Source organism: Micromonospora coxensis (assembly GCF_900090295.1).
GTDB lineage: Bacteria > Actinomycetota > Actinomycetes > Mycobacteriales > Micromonosporaceae > Micromonospora > Micromonospora coxensis.
On the sequence record NZ_LT607753.1, the window covers coordinates 2398336 to 2422947 of the forward strand.

Consider the following 24612-nt stretch of genomic DNA (forward strand, 5'->3'; position numbering starts at 1 on the left):
GGTGGCCGGGCGGCCTCGGTGCACCCGCCTCGCAGGGACGCGTCGCGGGAGTCTGTGGCACAGCAGCCGGGCGGTTTCCCGACTCACCAACCTCGGTGAGCAGGTCTCGCCGTCTGCGGCGACCTGTGGAAACTGCGGTGCGGCGTGTGCCTTGGCAGGGGTGACGGGCTGACCGCCGAGAGCTTCGGGGGTGCGCCGACCCGCAGGGAGATCGCATGCTTCGCGGCTGTGCTGAGTCTAGAGCGTAATCAACTCTTCCGACCTGCGGCAACAGGGCCCCGCTCGGCGTGTCCCAGTCTACCCCGCGCGACGGTCGCACCGCTCGCCTCTATCGCCAACCGCCAGACCTGCCATTCTGTTCCCGGCGCGAAGTCGGCGGGCGGCTCGGTCAGGGCCAGCACGGTGGGCCCCGCCCCACTGACCACGGCCGCCACACCGGCCGCACGCAACGCGGCGACCAGAGCGGCCGTCTGTGGCATGCCGGGGGCGCGGTAGTCCTGGTGCAGCCGGTCGACGGTGGCCGGCAGCAGCAGCGCCGGCGCGGCGGTCAGGGCGTGCACCAGCAGGGCGGCCCGGCCGGCGTTCAGCGCGGCGTCGGCGTGCGGGACGGTGGCCGGCAGCGCCGCCCGCGCCGTCTCGGTGAGGCCCCGCTCGGCCGGGACGAAGACGGTGGGCCGGACCCCCTCGGCGACGGGCAGCGAGACCGCGCCGGCCCCGGACGGCTCCGTCCAGGCGATCGTGAAGCCGCCCAGCAGGCAGGGGGCCACGTTGTCCGGGTGGCCCTCGATCTCGGCCGCCAGCCGCAGCGCCCCGGCGTCGTCGAGCCGCTCGACGCCGTCGGTCACCAGGGCCCGGGCCAGCAGCACCCCGGCCACGATCGCCGCCGAGGACGAACCCAGCCCACGGGCCTGCGGGATCCGGTTGACGCACTCCAGCGCCAGCCCGGCCGGCTGCCCACCCAGCACGTCGAAGGTACGGCGCATCGCCCGGGCCACCAGGTGCCGGTCGTCCTCCGGCAGCTCACCGGCGCCCTCGCCGTGCACCGCCACGCGTACGCCCCCGGAGGTCACCTCCGCCGTCACGTCGTCGTGCAGCCCGAGGGCGAGACCGAGCGCGTCGAAGCCCGGACCGAGGTTGGCGCTGGTGGCGGGGACCCGGACCCGGACCGGACCGGCGGTGAAAGTCAACGGCACCGGCTCATGCTAGGGCCCCGGACCGCCGTCGCGGAGCGTCGCCCGGAGCGTGGGACTTGATCGCCACGGCTAGCCTGACCCCCGACATCGGCAGCGGAGGCGGCATGGGGCGCTACGGATTCTCGATCCTGACTCTCGGCATGGAGCTACCCACCATCGCGGTCCTGGTGACCGCCCTGGTGCTGGCCGCGACCCGCCGGGACCGGCTGCCGGCCCGGGCCCGGGTGCTGCTGACCTCCGGCACGCTCGTGCTGCTGGCGGCCGGGCTGGTCGCCCTGGCCTGGAGCCTCGCCTTCCCGCACCTGATCGGCGCCGACTGGATGCGCGACGGCGGCTACCGGCGCATCAGCCTGATCAGCTTCGCGGTGACGGCGGTGACGGCGCTGGGCTTCCCGGTCGGGCTCGGGTTGCTGCTCGGCGCGGTGTTCGCCGGCCGTGGACGCGCCGACGCGCCGGCCGGCCCGTGGGGCGCCTGGACCGCGCCGGCCGTCGACGCGGCACCCTCCGCCACACCCGCCGGAGCCGGCACGACACCCGCCACCACGCCCGGCGAGGTCGGCACCACGCCGTCCGCCACGCCGGGCGGGGTCGGCACCACGCCGCCCGCCACCCAGTGGGGCGGCAGCGACCTGCCCTCGCCCGCCTCCGACCGGGACTGACGAGCCGGGGCGGGTCGGACGATCGGATCGGCGGTGACGCCGCCGGGGCCGACGAGCCGGAGGGGTCGGGCGATCGGGTCGGCGGTGACGCCGCCGGGTCAGGTCGTCGGCGTCGGCTGCGGCTCGACGGCCGGGTCGGAGAGCGAGAGGCGGCGGGTGGCGATCCGCCAGCCCACCGCGTACACCAGGGTCACCAGGCCGCAGCCGGCCAGCACCACCCGCTCGTCGACCACGTCCACCACCGAGGCGACCACGAGCTGACTGACCGAGATGGCCAGCGTCGCGAGCATCATGTCGGTGGCGAAGATCCGGCCGCGCAGCCGGTCCGGCACCTCGCCCTGGAGGGCGAAGTTGGAGAGCACCCAGTTGCTGCCGCCGCCGAAGTGGGCGACGAAGACCAGCAGCAGCACCAGCGGGAACCAACCGGCCACCGAGGCGCCCAGGTAGGACAGGCCGTACAGGGACATCGACACGGCCAGGCCGGGCAGCAGCCAGGCCCGGTTGGTGAGCACCCGGCGCATCAGGATCGGCCCGACCAGCGCCCCCGCGCCCCGGGCGGCGAAGAGCAGACCGGTGCCGACGGAGCCCGCCCCGTACACGGCGGCGAGCAGCGGGAAGACGGTGAGCACGCCGTTGCCCAGGCCGACCGCCGACTTCACGGTGACCAGCGCGAGCACCCGGGGCCGGTGCCCGATGTGACCGAGGGCCTCCCGGATCGCCGCCCAGGTGCGCGGCGTCGGCCGGTCGGCCTCGCGGGGGGCCTGCAACGGACGGCGGATCAACGCGGCCAGGCCCGCCGCCAGCGCCAGGCCGACCGCCGCCACCCAGAAGCTGGTGTACGGCCCGGTGGCCGCGCTCAGCACCCCGCCGAGCGAGGCGCCGACCACGGTCATCGTGCCCCACGCCGAGCCGGCGACCGCGTTGCCGGCGGCCAGCTCCTCCGGATCGAGCACGTTGGGCAGGGCGGCCTGGGCGGCGGGCGAGTAGAACGCCTTGGCGACCGCCAGCACGGCGATGCCCGCCATCGCCAACCAGGCGGTGCCGGCGTCCCGGACGCCGAGCAGCAGCAGCACGCCGACCAGGGCGGCCAGGTTCGCCACCATCATGATCTTCTTGCGGTCGAAGCGGTCCGCGATCGTGCCCGTGTACGGCAGCAGCAGCGCCACGACACCGGTGTCCAGAGCGAGCACGAGGGCTCCCCAGACGCCGCTGCCGGTCAGCTCGGGCAGCAGCACGAGCAGCGGCACCATGACGAACCAGTCGGCCCCGAAGACCACCAGCTCGGCCAGGAAGAGATTGCGGAAGTCCCGGTTACGGGTCAGGACCGAGAGGGTGGAGGACACGTACCGAAACCCTACCCCGCCGGTCACACCCCGACCGGGCAGTGCGACCCGTCCGACCGCCGAACGACCGCGCCCCCGGCCGGTCGTACCGGTCCGGGGGCGCGTCGTGCCGCTTCGGGCTACTCCGTCGGGGGCAGCGGCGACGTGCGGCTCTTCGGCAGGCGCAGCACCTCGAACTGGTCGGTGCCGTCCACCAGCGCGGCCGAGGGCGCCGGCCGGGCCGGAGGCGGCGCGTCTGCCGTACCGTCGGCGGCGCCGGCGCCCACCGCGGCCGGGACGGCGGCGGGCGCCTCGGCCCCGGCGTCGGCCCGCCGATCGGGGGCGGACCCACCGGAGCGCCGGGCCCGCCGCTCCCGCAGCGACTCCCTGGTCCGCTCCACCATGGTGTAGAGCGTCGGCACCAGCACCAGGGTCAGCAGCGTGGAGCTGAGCAGGCCGCCGATCACCACCACCGCGAGCGGCTGGGAGATGAACCCGCCCTGCCCGGTGAGCCCGAGGGCCATCGGCAGGAGCGCGAAGATGGTGGCGACCGCGGTCATCAGGATCGGCCGCAGCCGGCGCCGGCCGCCCTCGACCACCGCCTCGGTCACGCCCATCCCCTGCGCCCGGTACTGGTTGACCAGGTCGAGCAGCACGATCGCGTTGGTCACCACGATGCCGACCAGCATCAGCACGCCGATCAGCGCCGGCACGCCGAGCGGGGTGCCGGTGGCCAGCAGCAGGCCGATCGCGCCGGTCGCGGCGAACGGGATCGAGATCAGCAGGATCAGCGCCTGGGTGATGCTGCGGAAGGTCGCCACCATGATCAGGAAGACGATGGCGATCGCCGCGAGCACGGCCAGCCCCAGGTCGGCGAAGGCCTCCTGCTGGTCGGCGCTCGCCCCGCCGACGGTGACCGTCGCGCCCGGCACGTCGATGGCGTCCAGCCGCTTCTTCAGCTCGGTCGTGGTCGCGCCGAGGTTCGAGCCGGTGGCCGAGCCGGTCACCGAGACGCTGCGCTCACCGTCGATCCGGGTGACCTGCTGCGGCCCGGTGCCCTCGGTGACGTCGGCGATGGCGTCCAGCGGGACCGGACCGACCCGCAGCGCGCGCAGTTGCTCCACGGTCAGCGGCGGGGTCGCCGCCGTCCGCAGGACCACGTCCTGCTGGCCGCCGTCGAGCGTCACCTGCCCGAGCGGGGCACCCCGGTACGCCTGGGCCACGAGCTGCCCGACCGCCGCCTCGCTCAACCCGACCTTGGCCGCGGCGAGCCGGTCGACGACCACGTCGACGCGCGGCACCCGGGTCGCCAGGCCGGACTGCACGTCCTCGACGCCCGGCGTGCCCTCCATCGCCGCGCGGGCGGCGTCGGCGGCCCGGGTCAGCGTCTCCTGGTCGGCGGCCTGGACGACCACCTCCAGCTTGTCGCCCTGCCCCTGGCCGAAGGTCAGCTCGCCGACCTGGTCGCCGAGGGGCGCGAACCGCTCGCGGAGGACCTCCTTCATCTCCTTCGCGTCGGTGTCGTCGCCCAGCGCCAGCGACCAGCGGGCGACGTTGTTGCCGCCGCCGCCCTCCCACGGCCGGTCGCTGCCGCCCGCCGTCACCTGGTACGTCTCGACGCCGTCGGTGCGGGCCAGCACCTCCTCGACCGTGCGGGCGGCCTGGTCGGTGGCGGCCAGGCCGGCGCCGGCCGGCAGCTCCTGCGTCATGGTGAGGGTGTCCTGGCCGGAGTCGTCCAGGAAGTTCGTCTCGAGCTGCCGGGAGAGGCCGAAGGTGCCGAGCAGCACCAGCATGCCCACCGCCACGGTGATCCAGCGGGTGGCCCGGGACCGGGTGGCGAACCCGATCGCCGGCAGGTACGCCCGCTGCAACGGGCTGCGCAGCTCCCTGGCCTCGGCGGCCCGGCGCACCTCGGCGTCGTCCGCGCCGGTGCGGGGCTTGAGGAACCAGTACGCCAGCACCGGGATCACGGTCAGCGAGACCAACAGCGAGGCGAGCAGGGCCACCGTCACGGTGATCGCGAAGGGCGCGAAGAGCTGCCCGACGAAACCACCCACCAGCGCGATCGGCGCGAACACGGCGACCGTGGTGAGGGTGGACGCGGTGACCGCGCCGGCCACCTCGCGGACCGCGGTGACGATCGCGGCCCGCTTCTCCTCGCCGTACTCCAGGTGGCGTTTGATGTTCTCCAACACCACGATCGAGTCGTCGACCACCCGGCCGACCGCGATGGTGAGCGCGCCGAGGGTGAGCAGGTTGAGCGAGTAGTCGCCGATCCAGAGCGCGATCAGCGCCACCACCACCGACAGCGGGATGGAGACCGCGGTGACCACCGTGGAGCGCACCGACAGCAGGAAGACCAGGATCACCACCACGGCCATCACCAGGCCGAGCAGGCCCTCGGTGGTGAGGCTCTCGATCGACTTCTCCACGAACGGCGCCTGGTCGAAGACGACGGTCAGCTCGGCGCCCGAGTCGGCGCGCAGGTCGGCCAGCCGGTCGCGGATCTCGTGGGAGATGCGGACCGCGTTGCCGTCGAGGGTGGCGGTGACCTCGACGCCGAGGCTCTCCTTGCCGTTGGTGCGGGTGATCGCGGTGGCCGGCGCGATCTGCTGCTCCACCGTCGCCACGTCGCCGAGGCGGACCGGGGGCGCCTTCGGCGCGCTCGGGGTCAGCACGATGCCGCGCAGCTCGTCCAGGGTGGTGACCGGGGCGCCGACCTGCACCGGCAGGGCCCGGGTGCCGTCGGTGACCGCCCCGGCGGGAATCGAGACGCCGTTGGACTTGAGCGCCGTGCCGATCGCGGTGGGGGCGAGCCGGGCGGCGGCGAACCTGGCCGGGTCCGGGGTGATCGTCACGACCTGCTCGCGGGTCCCGGTCACCGCGACCGTGCGGACGCCGTCGATCCCCTCCAGCTCGGGTACGACGGTGGTGCGCAGCTTCTCGGCCAGCGCCTGCTCGTCGCCGCCGCCGCTGGCGGCGAGCACCACCGCCGGCAGGTCGTCGGTGCTGCCGGTCAGCACCTGCGGGTCGACGCCCTCGGGCAGCTGCGCCTGGATCCGGCCCAGCGCGGTCTGCATCTTGCTGGCCGCGTCGTCGACGTCTGTGCCGAAGGTGAACTCGACGGCGACGGTGGCCGAGCCCTCCCGGGAGGTGGAGGTGATCTTCTCCAGCCCGGGCAGTCCCTGGATGCTGTTCTCGATCGGCTCGGTGACCTGGGACTCGACGATCTCGGGGCCGGCGCCGGGGTAGACGGCGACGACGAACGCCCCCGGGAACTCCAGGGACGGCAGGAGCTGCTGCTTGAGCGAGGGCACCGCGAACGCCCCGAACAGCGCGGTGACCACCGCGATCAGGGCGACGAGACCCCGGTTGGCGAGACTGGCTCTGGCGAGCAACGACATCGGCGTGACTCACTTCTGCGAAGGCGGCGACGAGGTACGCAAAGTCTGCCCGACCCGCCCTACCCCACCCCACCCGCCCCCGTACCCACCCGTCGCGAGGCGATCAAGAAGTTCGGGCGATCGGTAAGCGCTTGCCGGTGCGCAGATCCCTTGATCGCCGCGGCGGGAGGCCGCAGGTGGACGGTGGGGGTCAGGCCAGGTCGAGGGAGCGGGCGGCGGAGAGGGGGTCGTTGGCGATGGTGACCGGGGAGGGAGCCGTGGAGATGGCCCACTCCGGGTCCTTCAGGCCGTGGCCGGTGACCGTGCAGACCACCCTGGAGCCGGCCGGGATCCGGCCCGCCGCGCCCTGCTGGAGCAGACCGGCGACGCTCGCCGCGCTGCCCAGCTCCACGAAGACCCCCACCTCCCGGGCGAGCAGCCGGTACGCCGACAGGATCTCCCGGTCGGTGACCGCCGCGATCAGCCCCCGCGAGGCGTCCCGGGCGTCGACCGCCTTCGTCCAGCTCGCCGGGTTGCCGATCCGGATCGCGGTGGCGATGGTGGACGGCTCCGGCACCACCTTGCCGGTGACGATCGGGGCCGCCCCGGCGGCCTGGAAGCCGTACATCTGCGGGGCCCGGGTGGCGTTGCCGACCGCCAGCTCCTCCGAGTAGCCCATCCAGTAGGCCGAGACGTTGCCGGCGTTGCCGACCGGCAGGCAGTGGATGTCCGGGGCGTCGCCGAGCGCCTCGACGATCTCGAAGGCGGCGGTCTTCTGCCCGTGCAGCCGGTCCGGGTTGACGGAGTTGACCAGGGCCACCGGGTAGTCCAGGGCGAGCTTCGAGGCGAGCGCCAGGCAGTCGTCGAAGTTGCCCTGCACCTGGAGCAGCTTCGCGCCGTGCACCAGCGCCTGGGCCAGCTTGCCCAGCGCGATCTTGCCCTGCGGCACCAGCACCGCGCAGGTGATCCCGGCACGGGCCGCGTACGCCGCGGCGGAGGCGCTGGTGTTGCCGGTGGACGCGCAGATGATCGCCTTGTCGCCCGCCTCGACCGCCTTGGAGACCGCGACGGTCATGCCCCGGTCCTTGAACGAGCCGGTCGGGTTGGCCCCCTCGACCTTCAGCCAGACGTCGGCGTCGAGCCGCGCGGAGAGCACCGGCGCGGGCAGCAGCGGAGTGTTCCCCTCGTGCAGGGTGACGACGGGAGTCGCGTCGGTGACCGGCAGCCGGTCCCGGTACGTCTCGATCAGACCCCGCCACATGTCGCTCTCCTCGCCTTCGTCGCCCCGGGCCACGCCGGGGCCCCTACCCAGAGTGGACCAGCCGCCCGGACCGGCCGACGGCACACCCGCCCGTAACCACCAGGCGAGACGCGCGCTACGCGCCGCCCTCGACCCGCAGCACGCTCGCCACCGAGCGGACGATCTCCAGCCCGCGCAGCTCCCGCACGGTGGCGGCGAGCGCGGCGTCCGGGGCGACGTGGGTGACGATGACCAGCTCCGCGTCGCCCCGACCGGCCGGGCCGCCGCCCGCCGGGCCCTGCCGGACGGTGGCGATGGAGACCTCGTGCCGGGCGAAGACCCCGGCCACCGCCTCCAGCACACCCGGCCGGTCGGCCACGTCGAGGCTGATGTGGTAGCGGGTCAGCGCCTCCCCCATCGGCCGCACCGCCAGGTCGGCGTACGCGGACTCGCTGGCCGCGCGGGCCCCGGCGAGCCGGTTGCGGGCCACCGCCACCACGTCGCCGAGCACCGCGCTGGCGGTCGGCGCACCACCGGCGCCCCGGCCGTAGAACATGAGCTGCCCGGCCGCCTCGGCCTCGACGAAGACCGCGTTGAAGGCGTCGGAGACGCTGGCCAGGGGGTGGGTGAGCGGAATCATCGCCGGGTGCACCCGGACGCTGACCGTCTCCCGGCCGGCGGCGTCGGCGCCCCGGGCGGCGATGCAGAGCAGCTTGATGGTGCAGCCCATCGCCTTGGCGCTGGCCACGTCCGCCGCGGTCACCTCGGTGATGCCCTCGCGGTGCACGTCGGCGGCGGTGACCCGGGTGTGGAAGGCCAGCGAGGCGAGGATGGCCGCCTTGGCGGCGGCGTCGAAGCCCTCCACGTCGGCCGTCGGGTCGGCCTCGGCGTACCCCAGCTCGGTCGCCTCCTCCAGCGCCTCGGCGAAGCCGGCGCCGGTGGCGTCCATGGCGGAGAGGATGAAGTTGGTGGTGCCGTTGACGATGCCGGTGACCCGGTTGATCCGGTCCCCGTGCAGCGACTCGCGCAGCGGGCGCAGCAGCGGGATCGCCCCGGCCACGCTGGCCTCGTAGTAGAGGTCGGCGCCACCCTCGGCGGCCGCGTCGTGCAGGGACGCCCCGTCCTCGGCCAGCAGCGCCTTGTTCGCGGTGACCACGCTCTTGCCGGCCCGCAGCGCCTCGACCAGCCAGCTCCGGGCCGGCTCGATGCCGCCGACGACCTCGACCACCACGTCCACGTCCTCGCGCTTGATCAGCGCGAGCGGGTCGGTGGTGAAGATCGCCGGGTCCACCGGCAGGTCGCCGCGGTCGCGCCCGACCCGGCGTACGGCGATGCCGGCGATCTCCAGCGGAGCGCCGATCCGGGCCGCGAGGTCGGCCGACTGCTCGTGCAGCAGCCGGACCACCTCGCTGCCCACGGTCCCGCAGCCGAGCAGCGCCAAACGCACAGGTGACGTCATCCCACATCCAAAGCGAGCAGGTCCTCTTCGGTCTCCCGCCGGACGATCAGCCGGGCCGCGCCCTCGCGCACCGCGACCACCGGGGGCCGGGGCACGTGGTTGTAGTTGCTGGCCATGCTGCGGCAGTAGGCGCCCGTGCCGGGCACCGCCACAAGATCTCCGGGCTGCACGTCGGCGGGCAGGAATTCATCCTTCACCACGATGTCCCCGGACTCACAATGCTTTCCCACCACGCGGGCGAGCAGCGCCGGTGCCGACGAGGCCCGGTTGGCCAGCGTCGCCGAGTACGACGCGTCGTACAGGGCGGTGCGGATGTTGTCGCTCATCCCGCCGTCCACGCTGACGTACGTCCGGATGCCGTCGACGTCCTTGACGGTGCCCACCTCGTACAGGGTGAAGACCGCGGGGCCGACGATGGCCCGACCCGGCTCGATCGACAGGTGCGGCACGGCCAGCCGCTCGCTGGCGCACTCCGAGTCGACGATCTTGCGCAGCCGCTTGGCCAGGTCCTGCGGGCTGGCCGGGTCGTCCTGCGTGGTGTACGCGATGCCGAAGCCACCGCCGAGGTCCAGCTCGGGCAGCTCCACCCCGCGCGCGTCGCGGATCTGCGCCTGCAGGGCGAGCACCCGGCGGGCGGAGACCTCGAAGCCGCTGGCGTCGAAGATCTGCGAGCCGATGTGCGAGTGCAGGCCGCGCAGGTCCAGCACGCCCTCGTCGAGGACCTTGAAGGCGGCCGCTGCGGCGGCCCCGCCGGCGAGGGAGAAGCCGAACTTCTGGTCCTCGTGGGCGGTGGCGATGAACTCGTGGGTGTGCGCCTCGACGCCGACGGTGACCCGGATCAGCACGCCGGGGCGTACCCCCCGCTCGCGGGCGAGCGCGGTGAGCCGGTCGATCTCGGTGAACGAGTCGAGGATGATCCGCCCGACCCCGGCGTCCAGCGCCCGGGTCAGCTCGGCCACCGACTTGTTGTTGCCGTGGAAGCCGATCCGCTCGGGCGGCATCCCGGCCGAGAGCGCCGTGGCCAGCTCGCCGCCGGTGCAGACGTCGAGGTGCAGACCCTCCTCGGCGATCATCCGGACCACCGCCCGGCAGAGGAACGCCTTGCCGGCGTAGTAGACGTCCACGTCGCTGAAGGCGGCGCGGAAGTCGCGGCAGCGCGAGCGCAGGTCGTCCTCGTCGAGCACGTACACCGGGGTGCCGAACTCGGCGGCGATGTCGCGGACGCCGAGGCCGGCGACGGTGAGCGCGCCGTCCGCGGCGCGCGCGACGTTGCGCGGCCACAGCTGCGGCACCAGGGCGTTGACGTCGACCGGGGTACGCAGCCACGCCGGCCCCCGGTGGCCGATGTCGCCGTGCAGGGCGCCTGCCTCGTGCGCGCGCATGTGCTACATCCTCTCCGGGGCGGAGACGCCGAGCAGCCGCAGGCCGTTGGCGATGACCACCCGGGTCGCGTCGTTGAGCCAGAGCCGGGCGCGGTGCAGGTCGGTGACCTCCTCCTCGCCGCGCGGCAGGATCCGGCAGTTGTCGTAGAACCGGTGGTAGGCGCCGGCCAGGTCCTCCAGGTACCGCGCCACCCGGTGCGGACCGCGCAGCTCGGCCGCCGTCGCCACCACGTCGGGGAACTCGGCGAGCGCCTTGAGCAGCTCGTTCTCCTTCTCGTGCCCGAGCAGCTCGGCCCGGAAGGCCGCGCCGTCGCCCCGGGTCAGCCCGATCTCGGCGGCGTTGCGGCCGACGCTGGCGGTCCGGGCGGCCACGTACTGCACGTAGTAGACCGGATTGTCGCGGGTGGCCCGGGTCCACAGCTCGACGTCGATGTCGATCGGGGAGTCGCTGGAGTAGCGGGCCAGCGCGTACCGGGAGGCGTCCACGCCGATCGCGTCGACCAGGTCCTCCAGGGTGACCACCGTGCCGGCCCGCTTGCTCATCCGCACCGGGGCGCCGTCGCGGACCAGGTTGACCAGCTGGCCGATGAGGATCTCCAGGTTGCGCTCCGGGTCGTCACCGAAGCAGGCGGCCATCGCCTTCATCCGGCCGATGTAGCCGTGGTGGTCGGCGCCCAGCATGATCACGACCCGCTCGAAGCCGCGCTCGCGCTTGTCGAGGTAGTACGCGCAGTCGGCGGCGAAGTAGGTCCACTCGCCGTTGGACTTGCGCAGCACCCGGTCCTTGTCGTCGCCGAAGTCGGTGGTGCGCAGCCAGGTCGCGCCCTCGGCCTCGAAGACGTGGCCCTGCTCGCGCAGCCGGTGCAGGGCGAGGTCCAGCTCACCCCGGTCGTGCAGGTCCTTCTCGTTGAAGTACGTGTCGAACTCGACGCCGAAGCCGGCCAGCGAGGACTTGATCTCGGCGAACATCAGCGCGACGCCCTCGACCCGGAAGACCTCCTGGGCGGCGGCGTCGTCCAGCTCCAGCACGTCGGGGCGGATCCGCCGGACCGCCTCGGCGATCTCCGCGATGTACGCCCCGCCGTACCCGTCCTCGGGGGCGGGCTCACCCTTGGCGGCGGCGAGCAGCGACCGGGCGAACCGGTCGATCTGGGAGCCGGCGTCGTTGAAGTAGTACTCCGTGCCGACCTGGGCGCCGGTGGCCCGCAGCAGCCGGCTGAGCGCGTCGCCGACGGCGGCCCAGCGGACCCCGCCGATGTGCACCGGGCCGGTCGGGTTGGCCGAGACGAACTCCAGGTTGATCTTCAAGCCGGCGAGCCGGTCGCTGCGGCCGTACTCCTCGCCGGCCTCGACGATCACCCGGGCGAGCTGGCCGGCGGCGGCCGCGTCGAGCCGGATGTTCAGGAAGCCGGGGCCGGCGATCTCCACCGACTTGACCCCGGCGGCCCGGCCGAGCTGCTCGGCCAGGGCGGTGGCCAGCTCGCGCGGCGGCACCCCCACCTTCTTGCTGAGCTGCAGCGCCAGCGTCGAGGCGTAGTCCCCGTGCTCGGGATTGCGCGGTCGCTCGACCGCGGTCTTCGCCGGGAGCGCGGCGGGGTCCAGCCCCCGCTCGGTGAAGACGGCGTGGGCTGCGGAGAGGACGACCTCGGCGAGTTCTGCAGGAGTCACCGAACCATGCTAGCGGGGGTAGACTCGGGCACCGCGGCGGCGACCCAGCATGTGAACCCGGCCCGCCAGATCCCCTGACCGACCGACCTGACGAGGCACGATGAGCATCAGCACCCCGGGTGGCCCGGAGCGCCGCCCGACCGTGGTCAGCACCGGCAAGAAGCCGGCGGCAGGCCGGCCCGCGTCCGGCGCCAAGCCGGGGGCCGGCAAGTCGACGGGCACTCCCCGGCAGACGGCGGGCGGTAAGGGCCCCCGTAAGCCGATCGCCCCGGTGAAGGTGAGCCAGGGCCGGTCGTGGGGGCCGATCGCGCTCTTCGTCGCCGTCGGCGTGCTCGCCGCGTCGATCATCGGCTACGGCGCGTACGCGGCCTTCCAGGGCTCCAAGCCGTGGGAGAAGCGGGCCGCCGACATCGACGGCATCGTCGACTTCCGGGCCAAGGACGACAAGCTGGTCCAGGGCGGCCAGCACCAGCAGGGCGCGATCAAGTACGACATCACCCCGCCGGTCGCCGGCCCGCACAACGCGGCCTGGCAGAACTGCATGGGTGACGTCTACGACGCCCCGATCTCCAGCGAGCACGCGGTGCACAGCCTGGAGCACGGCGCGGTCTGGATCACCTACCGCCCCGACCTGCCCGCCGACCAGGTGGCGAAGCTGCGCGAGAAGGTCCAGGGCAAGGAGAAGCTGATGCTCAGCCCGTACGAGGGGCTGGACAAGGCGATCTCGCTGCAGGCCTGGGGTTACCAGCTCAAGGTCGACAACGCCGACGACGGCCGGATCGACGAGTTCATCAAGACGCTGCGGGTGAACGCCTCCGTCGAGGGCCCGAACGCCAACTGCGGCCAGGGCATCACCGCGACCGGCACCGCGCCGCGCGATCTCGGCAACCAGATGCAGAGCCAGTGACGAGGGACGCCCGATGACCGCACCCACGACGACGGCGCAGGCCCCGGTCACCGACCCCGGTGACCGGCGGCCGGCCCGCCGCTTCGGCACCCTGGCGCTCGCGGCCGCCGTCGTGGTCGGCCTCCTGCTCGGGTACGCGGGCGGCCTGCTCACGCCGACGTTCACCCGTCCGGGTGACACCTCGGCGGAGGCGGGCTTCGCCCGGGACATGACCAGCCACCACGCCCAGGCGGTGGAGATGGGGCTGATCGCCTTCCAGCGGGGCGCCGACCCCGAGGTGCGCCAGGTCGGCGGGGACATCGCCACCGGCCAGCAGGGCGAGATCGGCACCATGCAGACCTGGCTGCGCTCCTGGGGGCTGGACCCGACCGGCTCGGAGCCGGCGATGGCCTGGATGCCCGACGGCAAGGCCGGTGTGCAGAACGGGCTGATGCCCGGCATGGCCACCCCGGAGGAGATGGCGAAGCTGCGCGCCGCTCAGGGCGCGGAGCTGGACCGGCTCTTCCTGCAGATGATGATCAAGCACCACCTGGGCGGGATCCACATGATCCAGGGCATCCTCGACGCCGGTGGCGACGACGACGTGCTCAAGGTCGCCCAGACGATGAAGAACACCCAGCAGACGGACCTGGTCAACCTCCAGAACGCCCTGAAGCGTCTGGGCGGCTGACCGACCCGCCGCGCCCGAGGCCCGCGTACCGCTCCGGCGGACGCGGGCCTCGTCGCGTTCCGTGAGGCCCAAAGTCTGTTTGGCGCTTATAGCACCTTGTGACCGATTACGTGCGTTGGAGACTTTTCTACCTACATATCGTGACCAGTTGCGATTCGGGCTCGTTGCGCAGGACGTGGGGGTTGCACTGAGAGACGCGCGGCGTTCGGTCACCAGCTGGTGCCGACGCCACACCATCGGCGGTGACGGAGCGGTGGCAGCCGTCCGTCGCGGACACCGGCAGGGCGAGCCCGGAACGCTCAGCCGCGAACAGGAACTCGAACTGATCGACGTCCTGCGGGGCGTCCACCCCGACACGTTCGGGCTGGACGAGGAACTCTGGACGCGACAGAGCCTGACCACGCTGATCCATCGCCAGTTCGACCTGGCGATGGACGCCGGCACGGTCGGGGCGTACCTGCGGGCCTGGGGGCTGGGTCCGCGCGAGCCACGGGAGCGGGCCTGCGGGCTCTGCGTCGGCGCGGTCGAGCGCTGGGTACGCAGCGAGTACCCGGCGATCACCCGGGCCGCCCAGGAGCACGCCGCGGAGGTCTACTGGATCGGCCGGGTACGCCTGCGCGGCACCATGCCGGCCGCCGACGTGATCTCCGCGGTCTCCTCGCGGGGCCGGGTGCGGTTCATGGTGACCACGCCGAGCGTGGACCCGCCGCTACCCCGGGAGTTCGTGCTGCGGCTCAGCGGCGCCGACGAGCGCACCGTGCACCTGATCGTCGACGGCTCGTGGCCCAAGAACGAGTGGCCGCGCCGCCTGCCCCGCCGCATCGTCCTGCACCCGCTGCCCAGCTGCGGCCGCACCCTCCTCGCCGCCTGACCCACCCTCCCCTCCCGGCCAGCCCGGTGATCATGGAGTTGGGGCACTCGTGGAGATCCACTCCGCCGCCAACCTGATGATCACCGCAGGTCGTCACGGGGGTGGCCGACACGGGCGGGGGCCGGGAGATACCGATTGGGTGATCGGGGAAGGGGTTTGCTACTCTTTCCGGGTCGCTGAGCCCCCGTAGCTCAGGGGATAGAGCACCGCCCTCCGGAGGCGGGGGCGCAGGTTCGAATCCTGCCGGGGGCACAGACACGAGAAGCCCGGGCCATCGGCCCGGGCTTCTCCGCGTTCCCGACCCGCGTCGCGCCGTCCGTCACCCGCCGGGCCGGTCGGCCTCGCGCCGGGCGCGGGCCCGCCGCTTCCCCTCGTGCATGGCCTGCACCCGGGCCACCGGGATGGTCCGCCCCTCGGCCACCAGGTCGGCGGGGAGGCGCTGCGGCGCGGGCATCGCCTCCGCCCACGGGTCACGGTCGGCCACCAGCGCGGGAACGGTCCGCACCGTGAAGTCGCCGGGGGTGACCGCGTCGAGGTCGTCCCAGGCCACCGGGCAGGAGACCGGCAGGCCGGGCCGCACCCGGGGGCTGTACGCGGCGACCACCGTCGCTCCGCCGGCCCGGGTCGGGTCGACGAAGACCCGGCCGCCCCGGTCCTCGCGGATGAAGGCGGTGGTGGCCAACGCCGGGTCGAGCCGTTCGGTGTGCACGGCGAGCGCCCGGGTCGCGGCGGCCGCCTCCTCGGCGGTGGTCTCCCCGGCCACCGGCACGAAGACGTGCAGCCCCTTCGCGCCGCTGGTCTTCACCGCGCCGGCCAGCCCCACGTCGGCCAGCGCCTGCCGCACCAGCGCGGCGGTCCGGACGACCGGGCCGAACGCGTCCCCCTCCGGCGGGTCCAGGTCGAGCACCAGATGGGTGGGGTGCTCCGGCCGCGCCACGGTGGACAGCGTCGGGTGGTACTCGATCGCCCGCTGGTTGGCGAACCAGAGCAGGGTGCGCCGGTCGTCGCAGAGCGCGTACGACACCTGCCGGTGCGACGCCTCCGCCCACACCGAGGTACGACGCACCCAGTCGGGCGTGTACTTCGGCAGGTTCTTCTGCATGAACGGGTCCTGGCCGCGCAGCAGCCGGATCACCGACAGCGGCCGGTCGGCCAGCCCGGGCAGGATCCGCTCGCGGACCGCGTCCAGGTAGTCGACCAGGTCGCGCTTGGTGACGTCACCACCGGCGAGCAGCGGCTGGTCCAGGTTGGTCAGCCCGACGCCGTCCCGGGTCTCGTCCGCGTCCCCCATCCGACCACCCTGGCGGCCGGGCCGGGCCCGGTCAACCGGAAGCGCCGGAATAGCTCCCCGGAGCGATGCCGGGCGGTGGTGACGCTCCTAGCGTCACCGGCATGGCCCGATCTCGTACCCGATCCCTGCCCGTGCGCCGGCTGCTCGGCGCGGCGTTGGCCCTCTTCGGCGTGTTCGTCCTCTTCGGCGGGCTGTTCGTGCCGCCGCACGTGATCCTCCGCGAGCCGGCCGTGGTGCCGGCGCCCGAGTCCTGGCTGGCCGGCTGGTTGATCCTGGTGGGGCTGGCCGTCGGCGTCTGGCCCGGGCGGAAGGACCGGTGACCTCCCGACGTCGGCTGCTGCGGCTGGCCGGGTTGGTCGGGCTGGCGACCGTGGCGCCCGCCGCCGCGCTGGCCGGCCACATCTGGGTCGGCTCGGGCCGGGGCAACGTCGGCCGCGTCCGGTTCGACCGTCCCCTGGCGATCCCACCGGTCGCCGAGGGCCGCCGGGACGACGCGGGGCGGCTGGTCCACGAACTGACCCTGCGCACCGGCACGACCGAGTTGCTGCCCGGACGCACCACCGACACCTGGGGCGTCAACGGGGCGTACCTGGGTCCGACCCTGCGGATGCGCCGGGGCGACCGGGTGGCCCCCCTGGTCCGCAACGCCCTGCCACAGGCCACCACCCTGCACTGGCACGGGATGGAGCTGCCGGCCGCCGCCGACGGCGGTCCGCACCACCTGGTCCCGCCGGGTGGCCGGTGGCAGCCCTCCTGGCGGGTGGACCAGCCGGCCGCGACGCTCTGGTACCACCCCCACCCGCACGGCTCCACCCGGCACCACGTCCACCGTGGTCTGGCGGGCCTGCTCCTGGTCGACGACGACCGGGCCACGGGCCTGCTCCCCGAGCGCTACGGCGTGGACGACGTCCCGGTCATCCTGCAGGACCGGACGGTACGCGAGGACGGGGGCACGGACACCGCCGGCATCGACTTCGCCGGCACCGACATCGTGGGGCTGCTCGGTGAGGACGTCTTCGTCAACGGCACCTGGGGGCCGGTGCTGCGGGTGACGAGCGAGCGGGTGCGGCTTCGGGTGTTGAACGCCTCCAACGCCCGGGTGTACGACCTCGCTCTCGCCGACGGCCGCTCCTTCCACGTGGTGGCCTCCGACGCCGGGTTGCTGCCGGCTCCGGTGGAGACCGACCACGTCCCGTTGAGCCCGGGTGAGCGGGTCGAGCTGCTGGTCACCGTCCGGCCCGGCGAACGGTTGCTGCTGCTCAGCCGTCCACCCGACCTCGGGGCGAACGTGCTGTACGACCGGCTGGCCGGAGGCGACGACGAGTTCCACCTGCTCCTGCTCGCGGCGGACGACCGGCTGACCCCGTCGCCTCCCGTCCCGGCCGCGCTGCCGGCCGCCCCACCGGTCCCGACGCCCCCGCCGGGCCGGCCCGACCGGCACTTCGAGCTGGGCGACTTCACGATCAACGGCAGGACGGCGGACCTCGGCCGGATCGACTTCGCCGTGCCGCTCGGGACGACGGAGCGGTGGCGGATCCGCAACACCCAGGGCGTGCCGCACAACTTCCACGTGCACAACGCGGCGTTCACGGTCGGCGGGACCGTACCGCCGGAGCTGCGTGGCCGCAAGGACACGGTGTTCGTCCCGCCCGGGGCCGAGGTGACGCTCCTGGTCGCGTTCGGTCAGCACGCCGACCCGGCGCGTCCGTACATGTTCCACTGCCACCTGCTGGCGCACGAGGACGCCGGCATGATGGGACAGTACGTCGTCGTACCGCCCGGGACGGAGGACCAGGTGAGCCCGACGCACCCGCGCCCGCACGGGCACCCGTGAGACACGCCGACGCGGCGATGGCCGTGATCGTCACCGGTTCGGTCTGGGTGGCCGCCGACATCGCCGTCGAGCCGGCGAGCCGCTCGCCGGGGCTGGCCGGCTGGACGCTCGGCGCCGTGCTGGGCGGCCTGCACCTGGCCGGCCGACGCCGGCCGGTGCCGGTGCTGCTGCTCTCCGCCGTGGCGGTGGTCGCCTACCACGTGGCCGGCTACCCGGCGATCGGCCTGGGCTGGCCGCTGCTGGTGCCGTACGCGGTGGCGGCCGCCGCGGGACGACTGCCGGCCGCCGCCCTGACCGCCGTCGTCATCGCCGCCGGTGACGTCGGGTGGCGTACCGGGGTCGAGGGCGAGCCGCTGCTGCCGGTGGTGGTCGGCGAGGCGCAGACCCTGGTCGTCGTCGGCCTGGCCCTGGCCGTCGGGGAGGCGGCGTGGCAGCGCCGCCGCTGGGCGGGCGAGGTGCGGGAACGGCTGGCCCGGGCCGCCGAGGAGAGCCGTCGGGAGGCAGCCCGACGGCTGGCCGAACAGCGCCTCGCCGTCGCGGCCGACCTGCACGACGTGGCCGCGCACAGCCTGGTGGTGATCGGGTTGCAGCTGCGGATCGCCGAGGAGACGGTGGAGTCCGACCCACGCGCCTGCCGCGAGGCGGTGGCGGCGGCGCTGACCGCCCACGACGAAGCGTTGCGGGAGACCACGAGGACGGTCCGGCTGCTGCGCGACGGTGACGGCCCGGGCGGGGCCCCGCTCGCGCCGGCGCCCGGCCTGGCCGACCTGGAGCGGCTCCGGGAGGTGGCCGGCGCGGCCGGGGTGGAGCTGGAGGTGCGGGTCGATCACGGGTCGCGGGTGAGCGGCTCGGCGGCGCTCGCCCTCTACCGGATCTGCCAGGAGGCGCTGACGAACACCATCCGGCACTCCGGCGCGCGGCGGGCCCGCCTCCTGGTGGAGAGCACCGACGACGGGGTGCGCCTGCGCTTCGACGACGACGGCCGGCCGGGACCGGTGCCCGCCCAGGGCGGCCACGGGTTGACCGGCATGTCCGAGCGGGCCCGCAGCGTCGGTGGTCGGCTGCGTGCCGGCCCCGGCCCCGGCCAGGGTTTCCTGGTGGAGGCCTGGCTGCCGGCCGACGCCGGTGCGCCCCGGTGACCGTCCGGGTGCTGCTCGCCGACGACCAGCGGGCGGTGCGCGCGGCACTGCGCTCCCTCCTGGACCGCACCGGTGACATCCGCGTGGTCGGCGAGGCGCGCGACGGGGAGGAGGCCGTGGCGCTCAGTGCCCACCTGCGTCCCGACGTGGTGCTGATGGACGTACGGATGCCGGGCGTCGACGGCATCACGGCCACCCGGCGGATCGTGGCCCGACACGGCGACGACTCGGCGCGGGTCATCGTGCTCACCACCTTCGACCTGGACGAGTACGTCTTCGCCGCGCTGCGTGCCGGCGCGAGCGGCTTCCTGCTGAAGAACGCGCCGCCGGCCAGCCTCCGTGAGTCCGTACGGGTGGTCGCGTCGGGCCAGGCGCTGCTGGACCCGGCGGTCACCCGGCGGGTCATCGCCCGCTACGCCGACCCGCCCCGGCCGGCCGAGGCCGCCGCCCTGGACGGCCTCACCGCGCGGGAGCGGGAGGTCGCGCTGCTCATCGCCGCCGGGCTGAGCAACGAGGAGATCGCCGCCCACCTGGTGCTCAGCGAGTGGACGGTCAAGACCCACGTCCGGCACATCCTCGACAAGCTCGGCGTGCGCGACCGGGTACACGTCGTCATCGCGGTGCACCGTGCCGGCCTGGACCGGCCCGACCCGCGCCGGCCCGGCTGACCGGGACGGGTCGACCGGGGAACGGGTCACCGCCGGCGGCCAGCGCGGTCAGCATCGCGCCGGCCCGGGCGCGGGCGGCGGCGTACACGCCGGAGCCGAGGCTGATCCGGGCCACCCCGAGCCGGGCCAGCTCGGCGACGGTCGGCGTGTCGGGGCGGAGCATCACGTTCACCGGGCCGCCGACCTCCGCCACGAACCGGCCGACCAGCGCCGGGTCGGCCAGCAGGATCGGGTAGACGCAGTCCGCGCCGGCCGCCAGGTAGCGGCGGGCCCGCCGGACCCCCTCGTCGAACCCGCCGGCCGGGTCACCGCCGGCACGCAGGAAGACGTCGACCCGGGCGTTGACCACCAGGGCCTCCCCGGCCGCCGCGCGTACGGCCGCGAGCAGGTCGGCCTGCTCGTCCACGTCGCACAGTTCCCTGGTACGCGGGTCGGAGTCCTCCAGGTTGAGCCCGGCCGCCCCGGTGGCGAGCAGCCGCTCGACCAGCTCGGCCGGGCGCAGCCCGTACCCCCGCTCCAGGTCGGCGGTGACCGGGACGGCGACCGTCCGGACCACCCGGGCCACCGCGTCGAACATCTCCCCCACCGGCGTGGCCTCGCCGTCGGCGTGGCCCAGCGCCTCGGCCACGGCGGCGCTGCTGGTGGCGACGGCGGGGAAGCCGGCGTCGGCCACGGCACGGGCCGAGCCGGCGTCCCAGGCGTTCGGCAGGATCAGCGGGTCACCCGGTCGGTGCAGGGCGCGCAGGGCGGCGGCGGTACGGATCGTCATGGCCCGATTCTCGGCCGGTGACCGGCCCACGCCTAAGCTCCAATCCCGTGTCGATGGACTGGGCCGGTTTCGGCGTCGACCTGCACCTGGAGTTGGACGCCACCGGCGGACGCCGGGCCGGTCTGGAACGCGCCCTGCGGGCGGCGATCCGGGACGGGCGGCTGCCGCCGTCGACCCGGCTGCCCGCGACCCGCGCGCTCGCCGCCGAACTGGGCCTGGCCCGGGGTACGGTCAGCGCCGCCTACGACCAGCTCGTCGCCGAGGGCTGGCTGGTGGCCCGGGTCGGCGCCGGCACCGAGGTGAGCGCGCTGCGGCAGATCCCGCCGCCCTCCCCCGCCCGGCCGGCGGGCCCCGCCACCCCCCGGTACGACCTGCGCCCGGGCAGCCCCGACCTGGCGGCCTTCCCGGTCACCGCCTGGCTGCGGGCGACCCGCCGGGCGCTGGCCGTCGCGCCGGTGAGCGCGTACGGGTACGGCGACCCGCGCGGGCGTCCCGAGCTGCGCGCCGCGCTCGCCGGCTATCTGGGCCGGGCCCGGGGCTTGCTCGCCGACCCGGAGCGGATCGTGGTCACCACCGGGTACGCGCAGGCGCTGGTCCTGCTCACCACGGTGCTGCGCGGCACCGGCCCGCCGGTGCTGGCGATGGAGGACCCCGGACTGCCCTTCCACCGCGAGGTGGTCCGCCGCCAGGGCGCCCGTGTGCTGCCGCTGCCGGTGGACGACCGGGGCGCGCGGACCGACCTGCTCGGCGTCGGCGCGCTGGCCGGGGTCGCCGCCGCCGTGCTCACCCCGGCGCACCAGTACCCGACCGGGGTGACCCTGCACCCGGCCCGCCGGCACGCGCTGACCGGCTGGGCGCGCGACGCCGACGCCCTGGTGGTGGAGGACGACTACGACGGCGAGTTCCGCTACGACCGGCAGCCGGTCGGCGCGGTGCAGGGCATGGCCCCGGAGCAGGTCGCGTACGTCGGCACCGCGGCCAAGACGCTCGGGCCGGGGCTGCGGCTGGCCTGGCTGATGCTGCCGGCCCGGCTGGTGGAGCCGGTGGTGGAGGCCAAACGGCACCTGGACGTGCAGACCGAGGTGGTCGGGCAGCTCGCCCTCGCCGACCTGATCACCACCCACGGGTACGACCGGCAGGTACGGACCGTGCGCCGCCGCTACCGGCAGCGACGCGACCTGCTGCTGGAGCGCCTCGGCGGGTGGGCGGCCGTGGGCGGGGTCTCGGCCGGGCTGCACGCCACCGTGGCGCTGCCGCCGGACGGGCCCGGCGAGGCCGAGGTGCTGGCCGGGGCGAGCGCCCGGGGGCTGGCGCTGGCCGGCCTGGACGCGCACCGGCACCACCCCGGCAGTGGTGGTGCACCCGGCCTCGTCGTCGGGTACGCCACCGCGCCGGGGCACCGGTACCCGGCCGCCCTGGACGTGCTCGCCGACGTGCTGCGTACCACCGGCGGCCGGACCTGACCACGGCCCGGCCCGGCGGCGCCGCCGGCCCCCGTGTCCGACGGCGCCGCCCGGCTCATCCGACCCGCTCGACCACCGCATCCCGCTCGACCCCGGCGGCCGGAGCGGTCATCGCGCCGGGCTCGGCCACGGCACCGCGATCGGTCGCAGTGGCCTGCTCGACCGCCGGCCGGGTGGGGCGGCGCAGCGCCGTCAGCGCCACCAGCAGCGCGGCGGTGACCAGGGCCGCGGCGACGGTGAACGCGGTCCGGTAGCCGGCGGCGAGCGCCTCCGCCTCGACCCAGCCGGCGTCCCGCAGGCCGTCGCTGCGCGCGGCGGCGAGGGTGGCCAGCGCGGCGAGCCCGAGCGCGCCGCCGACCTGCTGCGTGGTGTTGACCAGCCCGGACGCGAGTCCGGCGTCGGCCGGGTCGGCGCCGGCCATGGCGAGCGTGGTGACCGCCGGCAGGGTCAGCCCGCCGGCCAGGCCGAAGACCAGCATCGCCGGGAGCACGTCGGTCAGGTACCGGCCGTCGGCCGGCAGCCGGGCCAGCAGCAGGAACGCGAGGACCGCCAGGCCCAGTCCGGCGACCAGCACGGCCCGTCCGCCGTAGCGGGCGATCAGCCGGCCGGCCAGTCCGAGCGAGATCGCCGCGATCATCACCGGGGTGGGCAGGAAGGCCAGTCCGGTGGCGGCCGGCGCGAATCCGAGCACGAGCTGGAGTTCCAGCGCGAGCAGGAACTGGAAGCCGAAGAAGGCGGCCACCGCGAGGAACTGCACCACGTTGGCGGCGACCAGGTCCGGCGTACGCAGGATCCGGGGCGGCAGCAGCGGGTGGGCGGCGACCATCTGCCGCAGCGCGAAACCCCCGAGCAGCGCCACGCCCAGCGCGCCGGCGGCGAGGGTGCGCGGCGAGGTCCAGCCGTGCTCGCCGGTGCCGACGATGGCGACCACCGTGGCCATCAGCCCGCCGGTGACCAGCGTCGCGCCGGCCAGGTCGAGCCCGCCGCGCAGTCCGACCCCCCGGTCCCCCGGCACCCACCGCAGGGCGCCGGCCAGGATGGCCGCCCCGATCGGCAGGTTGATCAGGAAGATCGCCCGCCAGCCGGCCCACTCGGTGAGCAGCCCGCCGGCGAGCAGCCCGATGGACGAGCCGGCGGCCCCGGTGAAGCTGAAAACCGCGATGGCCCGGGCCCGCTCCGCCGGGGCGGGGAAGAGCGCGACGATCATGCCGAGGCCGACCGCGGTGGTGAGCGCGCCGCCCGCGCCCTGGAGGAACCGGGCGACGACCAGGGTCGCCGGGTCGACGGCGAGCGCGCAGGCCAGCGAGGCGAGGGTGAAGAGGGTGACCCCGCCGAGGAGGACCCGGCGGCGACCGGCCAGGTCGCCGAGGCGGCCGGCGAGCAGGAGCAGCCCGCCGAAGGCGACCAGGTAGGCGTTCACCACCCAGGCCAGCCCGGTCGCGGAGAAGCCGAGGTCGTCGTCGATGGCCGGCAGCGCCACCGCGACGATGCTGCCATCCAGAATGATCATGAGGCTGCCGGCGCAGAGGACGAGCAGCGCCTTCCAGCGGTCTCCCATCGGGTCACTCCCTGGGTGCACGGTTTGTTACCGAGGACATCGTCTGTGACCATGACACCGAGCGGAAGGAGGCACTTTCGTGTCCCAGGGGAACGACTGTGTGACCATCGGCGCGGCCCAGGCGCGGGCCTGCACCGTCCGGGAGGCGCTGGACCGGGTGGGCGGCAAGTGGAGCATCGGCATCCTGGTCGCCGCCGCCCGAGGGCCGGTCCGCTTCACCGAACTGGAGCGGGAGGTGGAGGGGATCAGCCGGCGGATGCTCACGCTGACCCTGCGCAACCTGGAACGTGACGGCCTGCTGCACCGGAAGGTGTACCCGACCGTGCCGCCCAAGGTCGAGTACACCGCCACCCCGATGGCGCGGGAGCTGTACGACTCCCTGGTGGCGCTCACCGACTGGGCCGAGCGCCACCGGCTGGCGATCAGCGCGGCGCGGGCGGCGTACGACCGGGAGCACGGCGTCACCGACGACTGAGCGGGTGTGGCGAAGGCCACCCGATCACTCTGACCGATCGGTCAGGCTCTGACCGATCGGTCAGGCATGCTGGTGGGCATGGCTCGCGTGACCCCGCAGACGCACGGCGACATCCTGGCCGCCGCGGCGCGGCGGTTCGCGGTGACCGGCTACAAGGGCACCTCGTTGCAGGACATCGCCCGGGAGGTCGGCTGCTCCAAGGCGGCGGTGCTCTACCACTTCGCCAACAAGGAGGCCCTGCTCGCCGAGCTGATGGCCAAGCCGCTCGACGTGCTGCGGCAGCTCGACGAACAGCTCGCCGGCCTCGACGGCGCCGACGCCCAACGGGCCGCCGCGGAGGGCTTCGTCGACCTCGCGGTGCGCTTCCGTCGGGAGATCGCCCTGCTCCGCGGCGAGTTCCCCGACCTGCTGGCGCAACCGGCGTTCGCCCACGTCCAACGGATCTCCGAGCGGCTGATCGACGCGCTCACCGGGCACACCGACCGGGTGGCGGCCCGGATCGCCGCCCTGGTGCTGCTCGCCGGGATCCCCGAGGCGTGCGCCGAGTTCGTGGACGTCCCCGACGACGAGCTGCGTCGCGCCCTGCTGGCCATCGCCCGACGGGTGCTGGCCCCGCTGGACCCGCCACCACCACCCGCCCCATCCGTCAACCACTGAGGAC

At 74.6% G+C, this 24612-nt stretch carries 21 protein-coding genes and 1 tRNA gene; 12 read left to right on the forward strand and 10 right to left on the reverse strand.

The features are described 5' to 3' along the window. Nucleotides 1–248: 248 nt before the first annotated feature. Complete coding sequence (gene thrB, locus GA0070614_RS10705) at nt 249–1193, reverse strand: homoserine kinase (protein ID WP_088975817.1); 945 nt, start codon at nt 1191–1193, stop codon at nt 249–251. 104 nt (nt 1194–1297) lie between these two features. Between thrB and GA0070614_RS10710 the strand changes: the two genes are divergently transcribed. Beyond that, nucleotides 1298–1852, forward strand: coding sequence for a hypothetical protein (locus GA0070614_RS10710; protein WP_088975818.1), 555 nt, complete (start codon nt 1298–1300; stop codon nt 1850–1852). Between the two features lie 98 nt (nt 1853–1950). Here the strand turns inward: GA0070614_RS10710 and GA0070614_RS10715 are convergent, their stop codons facing one another. The 6 genes from GA0070614_RS10715 to argS all read right to left on the reverse strand — a co-directional run bounded on the left by GA0070614_RS10715 (nt 1951) and on the right by argS (nt 12306). Next, nucleotides 1951–3195, reverse strand: a complete 1245-nt coding sequence (locus GA0070614_RS10715) for an MFS transporter (protein WP_088975819.1) — start codon at nt 3193–3195, stop codon at nt 1951–1953. A gap of 119 nt (nt 3196–3314) precedes the next feature. Beyond that, a complete protein-coding gene (locus tag GA0070614_RS10720; RefSeq protein ID WP_088975820.1) occupies nt 3315–6578 on the reverse strand; it encodes an efflux RND transporter permease subunit in 3264 nt (1087 codons plus the stop codon). A 190-nt stretch (nt 6579–6768) separates the two neighbouring features. Further along, complete coding sequence (gene thrC / locus GA0070614_RS10725) at nt 6769–7818, reverse strand: threonine synthase (protein ID WP_088975821.1); 1050 nt, start codon at nt 7816–7818, stop codon at nt 6769–6771. Nucleotides 7819–7933: 115 nt separating this feature from the next. Next, nucleotides 7934–9244 carry a homoserine dehydrogenase gene (locus tag GA0070614_RS10730; protein WP_172892586.1) on the reverse strand — a complete coding sequence of 437 codons (1311 nt, stop codon included), beginning with the start codon at nt 9242–9244 and terminating at the stop codon, nt 7934–7936. 8 nt (nt 9245–9252) lie between these two features. Then, nucleotides 9253–10638: a diaminopimelate decarboxylase gene (gene lysA / locus GA0070614_RS10735; RefSeq protein WP_088975823.1), complete on the reverse strand. Its 1386-nt coding sequence runs from the start codon at nt 10636–10638 to the stop codon at nt 9253–9255. Nucleotides 10639–10641: 3 nt separating this feature from the next. Continuing rightward, the gene (gene argS / locus GA0070614_RS10740; protein WP_088975824.1) at nt 10642–12306 is read right to left on the reverse strand and encodes an arginine--tRNA ligase; all 1665 of its coding nucleotides are present in this window, start codon (nt 12304–12306) and stop codon (nt 10642–10644) included. A 100-nt stretch (nt 12307–12406) separates the two neighbouring features. Here argS and GA0070614_RS10745 point away from each other — a divergent pair, with 100 nt between their 5' ends. From GA0070614_RS10745 to GA0070614_RS10760, 4 genes are all read left to right on the forward strand, one after another. Then, nucleotides 12407–13213: a DUF3105 domain-containing protein gene (locus GA0070614_RS10745; protein ID WP_088975825.1), complete on the forward strand. Its 807-nt coding sequence runs from the start codon at nt 12407–12409 to the stop codon at nt 13211–13213. 13 nt (nt 13214–13226) lie between these two features. Next, on the forward strand, nt 13227–13883 hold the full coding sequence (locus GA0070614_RS10750) for a DUF305 domain-containing protein (RefSeq protein ID WP_088975826.1): 657 nt from the start codon (nt 13227–13229) through the stop codon (nt 13881–13883). A gap of 175 nt (nt 13884–14058) precedes the next feature. Continuing rightward, nucleotides 14059–14754, forward strand: a complete 696-nt coding sequence (locus GA0070614_RS10755; protein ID WP_088975827.1) for a winged helix-turn-helix domain-containing protein — start codon at nt 14059–14061, stop codon at nt 14752–14754. 180 nt (nt 14755–14934) lie between these two features. Then, nucleotides 14935–15006 (forward strand) — tRNA-Arg (locus GA0070614_RS10760). Between the two features lie 67 nt (nt 15007–15073). Here GA0070614_RS10760 and ligD read toward each other — a convergent pair. Further along, entirely contained in the window at nt 15074–16045 is a 972-nt protein-coding gene (gene ligD / locus GA0070614_RS10765; protein WP_088975828.1) for a non-homologous end-joining DNA ligase, read from the reverse strand. A gap of 101 nt (nt 16046–16146) precedes the next feature. Here ligD and GA0070614_RS10770 point away from each other — a divergent pair, with 101 nt between their 5' ends. From GA0070614_RS10770 to GA0070614_RS10785, 4 genes are read left to right on the forward strand one after another with little or no spacing between them, the layout of a single operon-like run. After that, nucleotides 16147–16365, forward strand: a complete 219-nt coding sequence (locus tag GA0070614_RS10770; RefSeq protein WP_157744978.1) for a hypothetical protein — start codon at nt 16147–16149, stop codon at nt 16363–16365. Then, a complete protein-coding gene (locus GA0070614_RS10775; protein ID WP_172892407.1) occupies nt 16362–17879 on the forward strand; it encodes a multicopper oxidase family protein in 1518 nt (505 codons plus the stop codon). Before GA0070614_RS10770 ends, GA0070614_RS10775 begins: the two co-directional genes overlap by 4 nt. Next, nucleotides 17876–19018, forward strand: a complete 1143-nt coding sequence (locus GA0070614_RS10780; protein ID WP_157744979.1) for a sensor histidine kinase — start codon at nt 17876–17878, stop codon at nt 19016–19018. Before GA0070614_RS10775 ends, GA0070614_RS10780 begins: the two co-directional genes overlap by 4 nt. Next, nucleotides 19015–19686: a response regulator gene (locus GA0070614_RS10785; protein ID WP_088975831.1), complete on the forward strand. Its 672-nt coding sequence runs from the start codon at nt 19015–19017 to the stop codon at nt 19684–19686. Before GA0070614_RS10780 ends, GA0070614_RS10785 begins: the two co-directional genes overlap by 4 nt. On the opposite strand, the gene GA0070614_RS10790 is transcribed toward GA0070614_RS10785, so the two are convergent. Further along, complete coding sequence (locus GA0070614_RS10790) at nt 19631–20455, reverse strand: isocitrate lyase/PEP mutase family protein (RefSeq protein ID WP_088975832.1); 825 nt, start codon at nt 20453–20455, stop codon at nt 19631–19633. The genes GA0070614_RS10785 and GA0070614_RS10790 overlap by 56 nt on opposite strands. A gap of 53 nt (nt 20456–20508) precedes the next feature. On the opposite strand from GA0070614_RS10790, the gene pdxR reads away from it, so the two are divergent. Continuing rightward, nucleotides 20509–21918: a MocR-like pyridoxine biosynthesis transcription factor PdxR gene (gene pdxR, locus GA0070614_RS10795; protein ID WP_088979363.1), complete on the forward strand. Its 1410-nt coding sequence runs from the start codon at nt 20509–20511 to the stop codon at nt 21916–21918. A 55-nt stretch (nt 21919–21973) separates the two neighbouring features. Here the strand turns inward: pdxR and GA0070614_RS10800 are convergent, their stop codons facing one another. Then, nucleotides 21974–23476, reverse strand: coding sequence for an MFS transporter (locus GA0070614_RS10800; RefSeq protein ID WP_088975833.1), 1503 nt, complete (start codon nt 23474–23476; stop codon nt 21974–21976). A gap of 79 nt (nt 23477–23555) precedes the next feature. On the opposite strand from GA0070614_RS10800, the gene GA0070614_RS10805 reads away from it, so the two are divergent. Continuing rightward, on the forward strand, nt 23556–23951 hold the full coding sequence (locus GA0070614_RS10805; RefSeq protein WP_088975834.1) for a winged helix-turn-helix transcriptional regulator: 396 nt from the start codon (nt 23556–23558) through the stop codon (nt 23949–23951). Nucleotides 23952–24029: 78 nt separating this feature from the next. Continuing rightward, nucleotides 24030–24608, forward strand: coding sequence for a TetR/AcrR family transcriptional regulator (locus tag GA0070614_RS10810; protein ID WP_088979364.1), 579 nt, complete (start codon nt 24030–24032; stop codon nt 24606–24608). Nucleotides 24609–24612 lie beyond the last annotated feature (4 nt).